14 protein-coding genes are annotated in these 15,670 nt (G+C 67.9%); 8 read left to right on the top strand and 6 right to left on the bottom strand.

Annotated features, from left to right (window positions below; genetic code table 11):
• The first annotated feature begins 74 nt into the window (after positions 1-74).
• Positions 75-1,076 (top strand): NAD(P)/FAD-dependent oxidoreductase, encoded by a 1,002-nt coding sequence (locus NGB94_RS00635; RefSeq protein WP_325788321.1) that lies wholly within the window; start codon positions 75-77, stop codon positions 1,074-1,076.
• Positions 1,077-1,114: 38 nt separating this feature from the next.
• Here NGB94_RS00635 and NGB94_RS00630 read toward each other — a convergent pair whose 3' ends face one another.
• Positions 1,115-3,145: an APC family permease gene (locus NGB94_RS00630; RefSeq protein WP_325788320.1), complete on the bottom strand. Its 2,031-nt coding sequence runs from the start codon at positions 3,143-3,145 to the stop codon at positions 1,115-1,117.
• A gap of 414 nt (positions 3,146-3,559) precedes the next feature.
• Here NGB94_RS00630 and NGB94_RS00625 point away from each other — a divergent pair, with 414 nt between their 5' ends.
• Positions 3,560-4,282: a transglycosylase family protein gene (locus NGB94_RS00625; protein ID WP_325788319.1), complete on the top strand. Its 723-nt coding sequence runs from the start codon at positions 3,560-3,562 to the stop codon at positions 4,280-4,282.
• An 84-nt stretch (positions 4,283-4,366) separates the two neighbouring features.
• Here NGB94_RS00625 and NGB94_RS00620 read toward each other — a convergent pair whose 3' ends face one another.
• Both NGB94_RS00620 and NGB94_RS00615 read right to left on the bottom strand, forming a co-directional pair.
• A complete protein-coding gene (locus tag NGB94_RS00620; protein ID WP_325788317.1) occupies positions 4,367-4,657 on the bottom strand; it encodes a MoaD/ThiS family protein in 291 nt (96 codons plus the stop codon).
• A complete protein-coding gene (locus NGB94_RS00615; RefSeq protein ID WP_325788315.1) occupies positions 4,654-5,757 on the bottom strand; it encodes an exo-alpha-sialidase in 1,104 nt (367 codons plus the stop codon). Before NGB94_RS00615 ends, NGB94_RS00620 begins: the two co-directional genes overlap by 4 nt.
• 146 nt (positions 5,758-5,903) lie before the next feature.
• On the opposite strand from NGB94_RS00615, the gene NGB94_RS00610 reads away from it, so the two are divergent.
• The 5 genes from NGB94_RS00610 (at position 5,904) to NGB94_RS00590 (ending at position 10,517) form a co-directional block, all read left to right on the top strand.
• Entirely contained in the window at positions 5,904-6,824 is a 921-nt protein-coding gene (locus NGB94_RS00610) for a DUF4031 domain-containing protein (RefSeq protein WP_325788314.1), read from the top strand.
• Positions 6,817-8,067 carry an MFS transporter gene (locus NGB94_RS00605; RefSeq protein WP_325788313.1) on the top strand — a complete coding sequence of 417 codons (1,251 nt, stop codon included), beginning with the start codon at positions 6,817-6,819 and terminating at the stop codon, positions 8,065-8,067. The genes NGB94_RS00610 and NGB94_RS00605 overlap by 8 nt, the downstream gene beginning before the upstream one ends.
• Complete coding sequence (locus NGB94_RS00600; protein WP_325788312.1) at positions 8,064-9,422, top strand: MATE family efflux transporter; 1,359 nt, start codon at positions 8,064-8,066, stop codon at positions 9,420-9,422. The genes NGB94_RS00605 and NGB94_RS00600 overlap by 4 nt, the downstream gene beginning before the upstream one ends.
• Positions 9,423-9,474: 52 nt before the next feature.
• On the top strand, positions 9,475-10,065 hold the full coding sequence (locus NGB94_RS00595) for a hypothetical protein (RefSeq protein WP_325788311.1): 591 nt from the start codon (positions 9,475-9,477) through the stop codon (positions 10,063-10,065).
• Between the two features lie 62 nt (positions 10,066-10,127).
• Positions 10,128-10,517, top strand: coding sequence for a hypothetical protein (locus NGB94_RS00590; protein WP_325788310.1), 390 nt, complete (start codon positions 10,128-10,130; stop codon positions 10,515-10,517).
• 27 nt (positions 10,518-10,544) lie between these two features.
• Here NGB94_RS00590 and NGB94_RS00585 read toward each other — a convergent pair whose 3' ends face one another.
• The 3 genes from NGB94_RS00585 to NGB94_RS00575 form a co-directional block, all read right to left on the bottom strand.
• Positions 10,545-10,958: a hypothetical protein gene (locus NGB94_RS00585; RefSeq protein ID WP_325788309.1), complete on the bottom strand. Its 414-nt coding sequence runs from the start codon at positions 10,956-10,958 to the stop codon at positions 10,545-10,547.
• Between the two features lie 210 nt (positions 10,959-11,168).
• A complete protein-coding gene (locus tag NGB94_RS00580) occupies positions 11,169-13,724 on the bottom strand; it encodes a trypsin-like serine protease (RefSeq protein WP_325788308.1) in 2,556 nt (851 codons plus the stop codon).
• Between the two features lie 161 nt (positions 13,725-13,885).
• On the bottom strand, positions 13,886-14,455 hold the full coding sequence (locus tag NGB94_RS00575) for a CGNR zinc finger domain-containing protein (protein ID WP_325788307.1): 570 nt from the start codon (positions 14,453-14,455) through the stop codon (positions 13,886-13,888).
• 101 nt (positions 14,456-14,556) lie between these two features.
• On the opposite strand from NGB94_RS00575, the gene NGB94_RS00570 reads away from it, so the two are divergent.
• A complete protein-coding gene (locus NGB94_RS00570; RefSeq protein ID WP_325788306.1) occupies positions 14,557-15,576 on the top strand; it encodes a DMT family transporter in 1,020 nt (339 codons plus the stop codon).
• Positions 15,577-15,670: the final 94 nt, after the last annotated feature.

The raw sequence follows: 15,670 nt of genomic DNA, 5'->3' as shown, positions 1-15,670 counted from the left end.
CCTGGATGCAGCCGGAATCAGACTGTCAGGCAGAGGGCCGGCGGACACGCAGGCTGAACGGAACAGGAGCAGCCATGACCAACCAGGCACAGGACCGTACTCATCCGGTCCAGGCGGAGTACGACGTCGTCATCGTGGGAGGTGCCGCGGCCGGACTCAGCGCCGGGCTGGCGCTTTCCCGGGCACGCCGGAAGGTGGCCGTGATCGATGCCGGTGAACCGCGCAACGCGGCGGCCGGGCACGTCCACAACTATCTGGGCCGCGAAGGCGCAGCCCCGGGAGAGCTGTACGCCGCAGGGCGGGAAGAAGTCCGCAGCTACGGCGGCACCATCCTGGAGGGCAGGGCCGAGAACGTTGAGCATGCCGGTGACGGAATGTTTCGGGTGTCCCTGCAGGACGGGACAGTGCTGACCTGCCGGCGGGTCCTGGCCGCCAGCGGGGCACTGGACGAACTGCCGGATATCCCGGGGCTTGCGGAGCATTGGGGCACCGATGTGCTGCACTGCCCGTACTGCCACGGCTTGGAAGCCGGCGGCAAGGCGCTCGGTGTGCTGGCCACGGACCTGGACACGGCCGTGCACCAGGCGCTGATGTGGAGGCAGTGGTGCGAAGACATTGTCCTGTTCCTCAACGGTGCCGGCGATCCGGACACGGAGCAGTCCGCCCAGCTGGCAGCCCGCGGAATCCGCGTGGTGGAGGGTGCCGTAGCCGGTGTCGAGGGCGATGCCGGACTGACCGGGGTTCGCCTGGCCTCCGGTGAGCTCGTGGCCCGGGAGGCGCTGGTGGTGCTGACCCGGCTGCGGGCCAGGGCCGGCTACCTCGCCGGCGTGGGGATCACAGCGGAGGAGCAGTACTTCGGCGACCTCGCCGTCGGAACGGCCGTCCCGGCAGATCCGAGCGGAGTGACGTCGGTCCCGGGGGTCTTTGCCGCAGGTAACCTCACGTCCCCCATGACCCAGGTCATCGGCGCAGCCTCCACCGGACTGGCCGCTGCCACGGCCATCAACGCGGAGCTGATTGCGGAGGACACCGCTGCGGCTGTGGCGGCGCAGGCCGGGGAAATGCTTCAGGCCTGACGGGGGGGTGCGGGCGCGGGCGCCGCCAGGTGCCCGCGCTACGCCCCAGGTGTCTTGGAGTCTGTCCCCGGCCGTGCGCCGGTCCTGCCCTGCCGGGTTGCCTGCCCTGAAGCGGCAGCCGCATCCCGGCTGGACGCCAGCTGCCACGGCACACTGGCAACCATGATGCCCGGTTCAAAATGCAGACGGGCCTTGATGCGCAGCGCCGTCTGATTGTGCACCAGCTGCTCCCACCAGCGGCCGACGACGTACTCCGGGATGTAGACCACGAACAGTTCCCGCGGAGAGGCACGGCGGGCTTCGCGCAGGTAGGCCAGGACGGGTGAGACGGTTTCGCGGTAAGGCGAGGACAACACCGTCAGCGGGACGGGTATCTGCAGCCGGTCCCACTCGCGGACGGTTTTCTCCGTCTCATCGGGATCCAGGTCAACAATGATCGCGTTGAGGCTTGAAGGACGTGAGGCCCGCGCGTAGGTCAGCGCCCGCAGGACGGGCTTGTGGACCTTCGAGACCAGGATCACCGCGTTGACCCGGCTGGGAAGCGCCAGGACCGAGGGGTCTTCTTCGACCCGCAGTTCTTCGGCCACCGCCTCGTAGTGCCGTCGGATGCTGTCCATCACTACGTACAGGAATGCCATGGCTAACAGGGCGATCCAGGCGCCGTGCTGGAACTTGGTGACCACCACGATCACCAGCACCAGGGCAGTCATGCCGAAACCGCAGGAGTTGATCAGCCTGGAGCGGACCATCCGGCGCCGGTTTTCCGGTTTGCGCTCTGTCCGGAGCTTGGCGGTCCAGTGCCGGATCATGCCCAGCTGGCTCGCCGTGAAGGAAACAAAGACGCCCACGATGTAGAGCTGGATCAGCCTGGTGACGTCTGCGTTGAAGATCAGGATCAGGACCAGCGCGGCCAGGCCGAGCACGAGGATTCCGTTGCTGAAGGCAAGCCGGTCACCGCGGGTGCGCATCTGCCGGGGGAGGTAGCCGTCCTTGGCCAGGACGGACGCCAGGATCGGGAAACCGTTGAAAGCCGTGTTGGACGCGAACACCAGGATCAGTCCGGTTGAGGCAACCACCACGTAGAAGAGCAGTGATCCGTCCCCGAACACGGTCTCGGCCAGCTGGCTGATGACCGGGTGCTGGATGTAGCCCTGCACAGGCGACCCGTTTTGGAGCAGCTGCGTTGCCGGATCCTGCACAAAGTGGACCTTGGTGAGATTGGCCAAAGCCAGGATGCCGGCAAGCATGGCTGCCGCCAGGCCTCCGAGGAGCAGCAGGGTGGTTGCGGCGTTGCGGCTCTTGGGCTTGCGGAACGTGGGGACCCCGTTGCTGATCGCTTCCACGCCGGTGAGGGCTGCCGCACCGGAGGAAAAAGCCCGCAGCAGCAGGAAGGCGCCGGCCAGCCCGGTGAGCCCGGCGTCGAGTCCAGCCTCCGGCAGCAGGTCGAAACCGGCAGACGGCGCCTGCTTGAGGGTGCCCGTCGCCGCCTGGAACAGTCCGATCGCGCACATGCCGAGGACGGAAGCGAGGAAGAGGTACGTGGGCACCGCGAACACGGAGCCGGCTTCCTTGACGCCTCGCAGGTTGACGAGCATGAGGATGACCACGCCGGCAGCGGCGAGCAGGCCCTGCCGTCCATGGAGTGCCGGCACGGCCGTGACCAGGTACTGTGCCGCGGAGGACATCGACACCGCGACCGTGAGGACGTAGTCCACCAGCAGGGCGGAGCCTACGGTCAGTCCGGCCCGGCGGCCCAGGTTTTCGCTGGCAATCTCATAGTCGCCGCCGCCGGAGGGGTAGGCGTGGACGTTCTGGCGGTAGGAGGCCACGACGGTCAGCAGGACCACGATGACGGCGAGTCCAACCCAGGGGGACAGGGTCACGGCGGCGACGCCGGCCAGGGCCAGGGTGAGGAGGATTTCATCCGGGGCGTACGCGGCGGATGACAGTGCATCCGAGGCATACACCGGCAGGGCCACGCGCTTGCGCAGCAGTGTGCGGGAGAGCTGCTCGTTGCCGTACGGACGCCCCACCAGAATGCGCTTCAGCGCATTGAAGAATGTGAGCACGAGGACAAACCCTAGACCGGTTGCCGGACCAAGTCCAGACAGTCAGAAACCCGCTTTTAGGCACCCTGTGGCCAAGTCCACATCACCGCCCTCGATCGGCATGAGCATGCGGATCGCACGGTCGGACACGACACGCCGTCAAAGGTCTCGGTTTGATATCGATTTGTGTCTTCCCTACCTTGGATGAGTGCCCGATTCACGGGCGGTAGCCGGGTCCCGAAGAGCTGAACCTGATCCGGCCGGCAGCACCAGACTGGATGTTGCTGCCGATGAATGCACAGATGCCCCTCGCCACCTCACGTCGCTGCTGAGGGAGCATCCAACCAGACCTCTACTTAGTCGGGGGCAGGCGACGGCGTTATGAAGCCCGGGGACGGGCGGAGCGTAGGTGGGTCCTAGGAGCAGATACAGCTAATGAAGAACTCGAAGATCACCCGTTACGTCCGTCGTGGACTCGCAGCCGCAGCTATCACCGGTGCCGGCGCCGCCGGCCTGGCCGGCATGGCCGCCCCGGCCAACGCAGCCTCCATGGACTGGGATGCCCTTGCTCAGTGCGAAAGCGGTGGCAACTGGGGCATCAACACCGGTAACGGATTCTCCGGCGGCCTGCAGTTCACGCCCAGCACCTGGGCTGCTTTCGGCGGCACCGGCGACCCCTCCAACGCCAGCCGCGAGCAGCAGATTGCTGTTGCTGAGCGAGTCCTGGCCGAGCAGGGTCCCGGCGCATGGCCTGCCTGCACCGCCAAGCTGGGCATGACCGGCGCTACCGCCAACCCGCAGGCTGCTGCTCCGGTGGAGCAGGCACCTGTTGCCCAGGCCCCGGTTCAGACCTACTCGGTTCCGGCTGAGGCTCCGGCCGCTCCGGCCGCTCCGGTGGAGACCTACACCGCCCCGGCACAGCCTGAGGCTGTGGCTCCGGTAGAGGTTCCGGCTTCTGCGCTGGCCCCTGCCGCCGCGGTTCCGGCTCCGGCGGTAAGCGGTGAAACCTACACCGTCCAGGCCGGCGACACCCTGTCCACCATCGCCGAGAAGCTCGGCGTCGAAGGTGGCTGGCAGGCTCTGTACGCAGCCAACTCCGGCACCGTGATTCACCCCGACCTGATCCTCACCGGACAGGCCCTGCAGCTGCCCGCCTAATCGGCATCTGCTCAGAGAACGGCCGGACACCCCATGCGGGTGTCCGGCCGTTCTTCTGTTTAAACAGGCGGGGCCGGTACGCGCCTAACCACCGGCGATGGACTGGAGGATCATTACTTCGGCGCCCGGTGACACCGCACTGTGCTGGCGGTCCAGCGCACGGATGTCCTGGCCGTCCACATATATATTGACGAACCGCCGCACGGTTCCGGTCTCATCCCGGATGCGGCGTTCCAAAACCGGAAACCGGACACCCAGCCCGTCCAGCAGGGAACCCACCGTCAGTCCGTCCGCGCCGGGGACGCTAAGCTCACGGGTTCCGCCGGCTGCCGGTGCCAGTACGTCCGGCAGCAGGATCCGGATTTCACCGGTCACGGCACCGGGCCCCCGGTCGGGGCTGCACGGACGCAGAGGACATCCGGCAGGTTGGAAGCCACCAGCGCAAAGGCTCCGCCTTCGTCGGCGCTGGCATACACATCCCCGGCCCGGGTTCCGAAATACACCCCTGCCGGTTCGGCTGTGTCGACGGCCGCGGCATCGCGGAGGACGGCGTTGTATTCGCTGCGGGGCAGGCCGGTGTCCTGGCGGGTCCAGGATTCCCCGGCATCCGTGCTTCGGTAGACGGCCAGCTCCCCGCCGGGCGGGATGCGTTCTCCGTCGGCAACCAGCGGGATGGTCCACAGCGTGCCGCCGGTGTGCGGATGCGTGAGCATCACGAAACCGAAGTCTGCCGGGAGTCCGTCGGCAATCGAGACCCAGGTGTCCCCGGCATCGTCGCTGCGGTACACACCGTGATGGTTCTGCGCGTACAGGCGGGCCGGATCCACGGCGTCGCGGGCCACTTTGTGGACGCACTGGCCGAACTCGGGGTTCGGATCCGGCATGAAGTAGGCCGAGATGCCCTGGTTGCGGGCGGCCCAGGACTGCCCGCCGTCGTCGGAACGGTAAACCCCGCCGGAACTGATGGCCACGTGCACGCTCTCGTCCGCCGGGCTGGGCAGCACGGTGTGGGCCGCAGCTCCGCCGTAGCCTTCGCCCCAGTCGGGGCGGTGGGGGTGGTTCCACAGCCCTTCATTCAGTTCGAAGCTGGCGCCGCCGTCGGTGGACTTCCAGACCGAGATGGGTTCACAGCCCGCCCAGACGACCCCCGGGCGTTCTGCCGAGTCCGGCTGCAGCTGCCAGATGCGTCCCAGCGCCTCCCCGGTTTCCGGCGGGAAGGCAATGGCCCCTGCCTCGGGCTCAGTCCAGCTCTCACCGAGGTCATCGGAGATCACGACGGTGGGTCCCCAGTGCGGTGAGAGCAGGCCGGCCAGGATGCGCGGCGGGGAATGCCGGGTGTCCAGCGCTACGCTGGCAACCTCATTCATGAGGAAGAACGGCCCGCTGAGCTTCCAGGCTGTCCGGTCACTGCTGTGTGCCAGCCACAGGCCTTTGCGCGTGCCGATGGCAAGGAGGAAGTCCCCGGTCTGCGTCATGGCAGATATTGGACCATCCGCAGCGCGGCTGGACAAGGGCAGTTCCGAAGCCGTCCGGGCGCGGGCTCCTGGCCCGGATGGAAATTGCACCGCCGGTGGACTAAGGATGGAGGAATGGTTCCTGCAATCTTCCCTGGCGGACGCGGTTGATCTACATCGATCCGCCGCTCTGGCCCGCCCACGGCACGTACTTCTCCCACCTGGTCTCCGATGCCTCGCTCGAGGAACTCCATGACTTCGCTGCCGCCGCGGGAATTCCCCGCCGTGCCTTCGACGGAGACCACTACGACGTGCCGCAGGCGCGCCATGCGGATTTGGTCTCGGCCGGCGCCAAACCGGTGGACGGCGCCACCCTGGTCCGTGCGCTCATCGCCGGCGGGCTGCGTATTCCGGCACGTGAACGCGCTGCCTCCCTGGTGCATCCGCTGCGCCGTCGCTGGCACACCCTGGTCCCCGGCGCCGAGGACCTGGGTGCTGAGCTGCTGAACCGGTGGGGCGAACCGCACCGGCACTATCACGACCGGCGGCACCTGCTGCAGGTGCTCGAAGCGCTTCACCGGCTCGGCTGCTCGGAGCGTCCGGTGCTGCTGGCAGCCTGGTTCCATGATGCGGTGTACGACGGCGTGCCGGGGGCCGACGAGGAAGCCTCCGCTGCACTCGCCGAGGAGCTGCTGCCTCCCGTCGGGATCCCGCCTGCAGAAACCGCCGAGACGGCCCGGCTGGTCCGCCTGACCGCGTCCCATGACCCCCAGCCGGGAGACGAAGCGGGAATGCTGCTCTGCGACGCGGATCTCGCGGTGCTGGGACGGACCCCCGCCGGCTATGACCGTTACGCCGCGGACGTCCGGCGGGAATACCGCCACATTGAGGAGACCGCGTTCACGGCCGGGCGGCGCAGGGTACTTCAGTCCCTGCTGGCCCGCGGGACCGGCCTGTACCGTACAGCTGCCGCCGAGCAACTGTGGGGCGGGGCTGCCCGGTCCAATCTTGCCCGCGAACTGGCAGCGCTGGATGCCGGTGGTTCGCGAGCCGGATCGGGCAGCGGAGCCGGTGACGGCCGTGGCTGATACAGCAGGCTTCGCCGGGCATCCCCGGGGCAGTGCCGGCTACCGGGGCGTACTGGTGGGTCTGGCCGCGGCCGGAATCGCGACCTTCGCGCAGCTCTACTCGGTGCAGGGCCTGCTGCCCCAGCTTGCAGCTGACTTTCACGTAAGCGCAGCCACGGCCGCACTCAGCGTCTCGGCCGCAACCCTGGGCCTGGCCGTGGCCGTCATTCCCTGGTCAGCCGCAGCTGACCGCTATGGACGGCTGCCGGTCATGCGTGCGGCGATCATTGCCGCCGTCGTCCTGGGCCTGCTGGTGCCGCTGTCTCCGGACTTTTCCGTGCTGCTGGCCCTGAGGTTCGCCGAAGGCGCAGCGCTGGGCGGGATTCCGGCCGTCGCGCTGGCCTACCTGAGCGAAGAGGTCTCTTCCGCCTCCGCCGCCGTCGCAGCCGGAACCTATGTTTCCGGCACCACGGTGGGAGGGCTGGCCGGGCGCATCCTGGCAGCGCCCGTGGGCGAATATTCCTCCTGGCGTATAGGTGTGGCGGCGGTTAGCCTGCTGGCCGCCGCGGCCGCCGTCGTATTTATGGCCGCGGCGCCGCGGCAGCAGGGCTACTCTCCACAGCGAAGGGCCGACGGCGGTCCACGGCTGGCATCCCGGCTCGCCGGGAACCTGCGTTCGGGACGGCAGCTGGTGCTGTACGCCCAGGCTTTCCTGCTGATGGGCGGGTTCGTGGCCGTGTACAACTATCTGGGGTTCCGCCTTGAACTGGCCCCGTTCAACCTGCCGCAGTCCCTGGCAAGTTCCCTCTTTCTTTCCTATCTGGCCGGGACCTGGTCCTCCCGGTTTGCGGGCCGGGCCTCCGGCCGGGCGGCCGGCGGGCGGCGGACCGTGCTGCTTGCGTGCACCGGCGTGATGGCCGTCGGCCTGGCCGTGACCTTATTCCATTCCCTTGCAGCCGTGATTGCCGGGCTGGTGGTCTTCACCGGAGGGTTCTTCGGCGCGCATGCCGTGGCCTCAGGATGGGTGCCCGTGCTGGCCTCCGAAGGCCGGGCACAGGCATCTTCCCTGTACAACCTGGCCTATTACACCGGATCGAGCCTGGTGGGCTGGACCGCAGGCCTCTTCTTCCAGGGGGCAGGCTGGAACGGACTGGCCGGGTTTGTGCTGTCCCTCATGGCAGTCGCCGCGGTCCTTGCCGCCACGCTGCCTGGACAGCAGCGGCAGGCAGGGAACCGGCGTACCGGCCGTAGGCTGGAAGCGTGAAAACCCGGACTCCTGCCTCCAGCCGGCCCCTGGGGCGGCAGATCCTCGCCCTGGCGCTTCCGGCGCTGGGGGCCCTTATCTCCGAGCCGCTGTTCCTCCTGGCCGACTCGGCGATCGTCGGGCACCTTGGCGTCAGCCAGCTTGCCGGCGTCGGGCTTGCTTCCACTGTGCTCCAGACCGCCGTCGGGCTGATGGTCTTCCTCGCGTATTCGACCACCGGAACCGTGGCCCGGTTCCTTGGTGGAAACCGGCAGCGCGAAGCGATCGCCGCCGGCCGGGACGGCATTGCCCTGGCGGTGCTGCTGGGCCTGGCGCTCTCGTCCGCCGGCATACTGCTGGCGCCCTGGGTGACCGGGGCACTCGGTGCAGAAGGGGAAGTGCAGCGCTACGCGGTGGACTACCTCCGGTGGTCGATGCCCGGGCTGACGGCCATGCTGGTGGTGCTGGCCGCGACCGGCGTATTGCGGGGGCTGCAGGACACCCGGACCCCGCTGGTGGTGGCGGTGGCCGGTTTCAGCATCAACATCGGACTTAACTTCCTGCTGGTCTACGGCTTCGGCCTGTCGGTGACGGGCGCGGCCCTGGGTACCAGCATCAGCCAGTGGGGAATGGCGGCTTCGTACCTTGTCATGGTCGGGCGGATGGCCCGCCGGGAAGGTGTGTCCCTGAAACCCGCCGCAGCCGGCATCGCCGCCGGGGTGCAGGTTGGATCCTGGCTGATGCTGCGCACGGCCAGCCTGCGCGCCGCGGTGCTTGCCGCCGTGGTGGTGGCCACCGCCCAGGGCCCGGTCTCCCTCGCCGCGCATCAGCTGGTTATGACTTTCTTCACTTTCCTGGCCTTTGCCCTGGACGCCCTGGCGATCGCTGCACAGGCGATGATCGGCAAGGAGCTGGGGGCGGGGAACCGTTCCATGGCGCGGGAACTGACCCGCAATATGTCCGTCTGGGGCGTCGGTTTTGGTGTCATCACGGGGGTGCTGCTCGCAGCGGCTGCACCCTTCGCCGGCTGGATCTTCACGACCGATCCCGGTGTGGTCCAGGCGCTGACGGCCGGGCTGTGGGTTCTCGCCGCAGCGCAGCCTGTCTGCGGCCTGGTCTTTGTCCTGGACGGGGTGCTGATCGGGGCGGGGGATGCCCGCTACCTGGCGGTGACCGGTGTGCTCAACCTGCTGGCCTATCTCCCCCTGCTCTGGTGGGTCCATGCTTCAGGCCTGGAAGGGGATTCCGGAATCGCCTGGCTGTGGGCGGCCTTCGGACTCGGATACATGACAGCCCGTGCCGTGACGCTTGTCTGGCGGGCCCGCTCGGATGCATGGATGATCACCGGTGCGGCAACAGGGAAACCAAACGACTAAGCTAAGGATCGGCCGGACCGGCCGCCAAGCAACCTGAAAGCGGAGGCTCGCCGTGGGCGCACCCCACCCCAAAGCACCCTGGGTTCCGATCCTTCTCCGTTCCGCGATCGCCGCGGTCTACGGTGGAGCGACCATCTTCTGGCAGGAACCCACACTTTCCGTGCTCGCACTCGCGGGCGGACTGTACTTTGTCCTGACCGGCGTGAGCCTGTGGCGCATGGCAACGCTGGCGCGTTCCTGCCGGATTCCGCAGGTCCCGGGGGCACTGCTGGCTTCCGCAGCGCTTTATGCCGCCGCCGGCGTTACTGTCGCGCTCGCCCAGTCCACAACAGTCTTCGCCTACGTGGGCGGTGCAGCCCTGCTGGTGGGTGGCCTCATCGAGTTCGCATTCTGGTTCCGGGTGCGCAAGAGCTTCACCCCGGCACGGGACTGGCTCATCACCGGAGCGGCCGCAATCGGCGCCGCAGCGCTGATGCCGGCCTTCCTGGCGCTGGCGGAAAGCAGCCATATCCGTGCACTGCTCGGAGTCAGCGGAGGTTCCGCCGTCATCATCGCAGTGGTCCTGGCCATCTCCGGACTGGGCCTGCGTCATGACGCCAGCCTGGCACCGGAAAGCAACGAAGCGTCCAAGGCCGTAAACTAGTACCATCCGCGGCTTCTACCGAAGGTAGAAGACCGCCCAGCCGACAACGCAGGAGGACAATAGTGGCGAAGAGCCAGCCCGGTGGGACGCAGAAACGGAATTCCGTGAAGGCCCCGCTGGTTTTCTCCGCAGTCCTGGCCGTCATTGCCGGTATTACCACCATGATCTTCGCCACGGGCGGAGCCACCAAGGAACTGCGCCTGGATCTGGGCCTCACGGCGGCAGGTATCGCGTTCATCGCTTCCCTGCTGATTTCCTCGCTGCTTCTTATGACCGAGAAGCCGAACCCGGAACACCTCAGCGAAGGTTCCGGTGTTCACCGGACCTCTGCGAAGATTCCAGGCGGCGCCGGCAGCGTCGGTGCCCCGGGGGCTCGCGGCGAGAATCCTGCCGACGAAGCAACCGGTCCCGCCGATGCGGAGCCCGGCACACCCGAGGACGGCAAGGCCTAGCACTGCCCCCGGGCACAGCCCGGTGTACTAGCGTTTCCGGCGTTTTCTGCGCTGGCTTCTCTTAGCTGCCGGCGAAGTGCCCGCTGCCGCAGCCGCCGGCAGGGGCGCCAATGGAGATCCAGGTCCGTCCAGCAGCTGGTCAAGGCCCGTCTCCTCAGCCTGGTCCAGCGCGGATTCCGGCGCCGGCTGCCCGTCACGGCCTTCCTGCTGACCGGCATTGCGGCGGTGCAGGAGCAGCGCCGCGACCGCTGCCGCAGCCGCCAGCGCACTGGCCAGTGCCGCCAGCGCATTGAGGTAAAGCCACAGGAACATCAGTACCGCCGGTACGGACGGCGGCAGCTGCAGCAGTCCCAGGGCTGAAAGCAACCAGAACAAGGCACAGATTCCAAGGACGGTCCATGCCGTCCGGACGGGCAGGGCAGAGAGCAGTTTTTGCTCCATAGAAGGCTCCTGGAGGCTTGGGATGCCGTACTGCTCGACCCCACAAGTCTAGTTTTCCCCTCTCCCTCCGGGACCCCTGCGGCCTGAAAGCACCTGCCGGAAGGGCAGATTTCCGCACCGCCGGCACGTTTGGACCGAGCCTCCAACACCGTCTCTGCGTGCCGCGGTCCGGGAACCTGCACGGACGCACAGATCCCCGGACCGGACCGTCTACTTCACCGGCGTTTCCATCCCGCGCGTGCTGCGGCGGCGGCTCCAGCCGATGCCGGCAGCACCGCCCACGAGCAGGACGCCGGCGGCAGAGAGCACAGCCGTCAGGGATCCGGCGTCAGCTCCGGTCGCAGCCAGTCCACCCGGTGTCCGGGTGACGGCAGCGGCCTGGAGGGCAGTCACCTGGAAAGTGACTGTGGCGGGCGCCGAGCCCACGCCGTCGAGCTCCTGGGCAGCCGTTACGGTGAACTCCCCGGCTGACCAGGTTCCGGCGTCGATGCTCCAGGTCCCGTCGTCCGCCACCACCGTAGCCAGCTCCGAGCTGCCGGTGCTGAGCGTGAGGGCTGCCCCTGCGATTCCGGTGCCGGAGATGGTCCGCGGCGCGGACGCCTCGGTGAAGACTTCTCCGTCACGGATGGACGTGATGGCCGGTGCCGGATGGAGCACGGAGAAGGCTGCTGAAGCGGCTGCGGAAACCGTCTTTCCGGCGATGCCGTCCTGCGTGGCGGCCAGGAGGTAGTTGCCGGGTGTGAGCGGTTCAGCCAGCGTGGCGGAGAAGGCGCCGGAGCTGTCCGCGAGGACCGTGATGGCCGCGGGGGCGGCCAGGGCGCGGGCGCCTTCAACTTCAGCGGTTCCCGCAGTGCTGAGCGCAATCTCCACCGTGGCGCCGGGCTCGGCCAGGCCCGCAATGGTGCTGAGCGCTCCGACCGCAGCCGAGCCGTCGGCAGGGGAGAGCAGGACTGGAGCATCCAGAGCGGAGTGCGCGGCTACCAGGTTGTACACGGTGGTTTCTGACTTGTTGAAGCCGCTGGCCGCGGTCAGGCTGACACGGATGGCTTCGCCGTCCTGGACCGTCCGCGGAACCAGCATGGACCAGCTGCCGTCCGCTCCCACCGGGATCTCGCCGCCGGCTCCGGCGACGCTGACCCGTACAACGGAGCCCGCCGGAGCAGTTCCGGAAAGCAGCTGGTCGGTGTAGACGGTGTCGCCGTCTGCGACATCCAGGGTGGGCGCTGCCATGAACATGGCGATTGAATAACCGGGCACGTAGGCCAGGGCGGTTGCCAGATCTGCGGATCCGACCCGGTCGATCGCGCCGTCATCGTCGGTGTCAAAGCCGGCGCTGACCAGCCCGACGGCGGTGTTGCCGCTGATTACCGGTCCGCCGGAGTCTCCGGGGGCCCCTAGGAAGTCCGAGATGAACCCGGTCACCGCGCGGATATCCGCCGGGTCGGTCCCGTTGTTGTGGCCCGGGACCGCGAAGATGGCCAGTTCCACGACCGTACCGCAGTCCCAGCCGGTGGTCAGCCCGGAGCGGCACACCGGAGAACCGACGACGGGCGTACCCACGCCGGTGATCTGAGTCGTTGTTTCGGAAAGACTTCCACCGGCCCACTCGGTCACCTCCGGGCGCAGCTCCAGGTCCGGGTTGATTGAATCGATGACGGCCACGTCGGTGCCGAAGGTTGCCGGGTCCGGATTTTCCGGATCGACCGTTGCGTTTCCCGGGCCGCCGAAGACCGAAGCGCCGAAGGTTCCCAGCCCCGTAGTGACCGGATCCTGCTGGGTTTCCGGTGCCAGCAGCGTGTTTTGAACCGTCCCGTCGAGCGTGCAGTGGCCCGCGGTAATGACGGCGGGGTTTCCGGAGGGATCCCAGCCGTTGAAACCGATGGAGCAGGCCGCATACCCGGCCCCGGCATCACCGAGGAAGCCCTGACCGCCGAATACCTCCTGGGCCAGCGGCGTTCCGGCGCCGGCAGCATCCTGGATGGTGACGTTCGTGAAGCCCTCCGCATAGTCAGCCGGGGCCGGCGCGGCCGCGGTGGCCATACGGGCATTGTTTTGCGCCCGGGACACTTCCGGATCGGCAACCCGGATCGTGAAGCCGTCAGCGCCCATCCCAATGGACTGCAGCCCCTGCACGCCGAAGGAGGCGATGTAGTCACGGGCGAGCTCGGCGAGGTCAGTCGCCGTGCGCTGGGGCTGCCCAGCTGCATCCGGAACCTTCGCATTGTCCGGCGGAGCAGGGGCCGGTTCCTGGGTCACCTCTGCCGGAGCCGGTTCGCCGGCTGGGTCCTCGGCAGCCGGCTCACCGGCTGGGTCCTCACTCTCTGGTTCGGCAGGCACAGGAGCCGGTACGTCGGCGTCGCCGGTCTCGGCAGGGGCCAGGAGACGGGCGCCCAGGGCGTCGGCCTGCGCCTGCAGTGCGGCGCCCGTTCCGTAAATCAGGATTTCTCCGTCCCGAAGTTCGAGTCCGGTGAAGCCTTCGGTTGTCTGGAGAGCCGGCAGGGCAGCTGCAGCGCGGCTGCCGGCATCTCCCGCCGCCTGGAATTCTTCCTCGGTGATGCCGAGATCCCGCTTCAGGGCTTCCGCCAGTCCCGGGGGAAGCCCGGAGTCGTAGGAGGCGGCCGGCGGTTCCGGCGGGGTGTCGGCGCTGACGCCCGAACCGGGTGCTGCCTGGGCCGGCACTCCGATCAGAAAGCCTCCCGCAGCCAGCGCAGCGGCAGCTGCCATGGCCCGTACCGGTGCGGGTGTATCCCGCGTTGCTCTTTTCATGTTCTTGAACCCCCATTAGGCGCCGGCCAGCCGCAAATGAGCCGGGCACGCCGCAGGGGCCTTGTGGACCGGAGCTTCGAGACTGGAAGATGACCCGGTCATCGGAGATGACCGGTCTGCCGGAGGCTAACGGGCAGAGTCCGCGAGGACAATCCGAAAGGCTACTTGTTCTCATCTCCAAGTACCTGCGCCGACGACGTCAGGCGGCGCCGGTACGCCCGCACGTGCTGCCGGTTTCCGCAGTTGCCGGCATCGCAGTAGCGGCGGGACCGGTTGCGGGACAGATCGACGACGGCGTTGCTGCAGTCCGGCGCCGCGCAGGTCCTGAGCCTGCCCAGTTCGCCGGCCCGGACGACGTCGGCCAGTGCCATTGCCGCTTCAGTGGCCATCCTGTCTGCCAGTGCGGCTTCCGGCGGGGTGCAGTGGAGGTGCCAGTCCCAGCCGTCATGGCGGACAAGCTGGGGCAGGGCGCTGGCCGTGAGGAGGAGCCGGTTGATGCCGTCCACCAGGTCCGTCTCCCCGGCGGTCCAGAGTGCGGTGAGATCGGAGCGGAGGCGGTGAACCGCGTGCAGCTCGGAAGCGGTGTGGGTGCGAGACCCGGAGAAGCGTTCCTGTGCCAGGAACCGGGTCAGTCCGGCGTCGTCAGCGAGCGGATCCGGTGTCTGGGAGCCGGTGTTGACCAGGGCCGCAGCGGTGGACAGGGCCACTTCGGTGTCATAAGCGAAAACCATCTTGACTCCTGACATCGGCGACTTTAGTGTCACTAGCATAGGCCCTGATAGCTCGTGACATGTCCATGGGGGAGCGGGCCCGTCTCCTGGAAAGGTCTGTCATGGCAAAGCCCACCTCCGCAGCTGCGGACGGCATCTCCCGCGTCCGTTCTGCAGGTGCCTCGGGACTCCTGATCGCACTGCTCTCATCTTCCGTCTTTGGCCTTTCGGGATCCTTTGCGAAATCCCTGATGGAGGCGGGTTGGACGCCCGCTACGGCCGTGGCAGTCAGGATGGGCGGAGCAGCGGCAGTCCTGCTGGTTCCCGCACTCATTGCCCTGCACGGCCGCTGGTACCAGGTGCGGCAGAACTGGAAGACCATCGGTCTTTTTGGCCTCGTTGGCGTAGCCGGATGCCAGTTTTTCTATTTCAATGCCGTCGAGCGGCTGTCGGTAGGCGTTGCCCTGCTCCTGGAGTTCCTGGCTCCGGTGCTGATGGTTCTGTGGATATGGCTGCGTACCCGCCGCCGGCCAGGAGCGGCCACCATCGCCGGCGCCGCCGCCGCCGTCGCGGGCCTGGTGCTGGTCCTGGATCTGGGCGGCGACCTGCGGGTGGATCCTCTCGGCATTATGTGGGGACTGGCCGCGGCCGTATGCCTCGCCACGTACTTCTTCATCACCGCGAAGCAGAATGACACTCTTCCCCCGCTGGTCCTGACCACGGGCGGTCTGCTGGTTGGTGCCGCAACGATGGTCCTGCTGGGCCTCACCGGCCTGCTGCCCGTCGGGTACAGCACGGACGACGTCGAACTGGCGGGCTGGGTGACCCGGTGGTGGGTCCCGCTGGTGGGACTGGTTCTGCTGTCCACCGTCCTTGCCTACGTCACGGGGATTATCGCCGCCCGCGCCCTTGGGCCGCGCGTCGCATCGTTTGTCTCCCTGACGGAGGTCCTGTTCGCCGTGCTCTGGGCCTGGCTGCTGCTTGCGGAGCTGCCGAGGACCGTGCAGCTGGCAGGCGGCGCCCTGATCGTCGCGGGCCTGGTGCTGGTGCGGTCGGACCGGAAAACCGACCTGCCTGACGTGTCCGGGGAAGCGCTTCCGGCGGAGACAGCCGCACCAATCGGCGGCAGCCGGAAAGAGTAGCCGGTGATTCAGGTAGGCTCACCGGCAGAGACATGCACCAGGACAACCGGGAGAGCCACAACGATGTACCCTTCCACCGCGCACACGGTCAGCA

The sequence above is a fragment of the Arthrobacter koreensis genome (assembly GCF_035792275.1).
Classification (GTDB): Bacteria; Actinomycetota; Actinomycetes; order Actinomycetales; family Micrococcaceae; genus Arthrobacter_B; species Arthrobacter_B koreensis_A.
The sequence above is the reverse complement of the archived record's forward strand: the minus strand, read 5'-3'. Positions and strand labels throughout refer to the sequence as shown.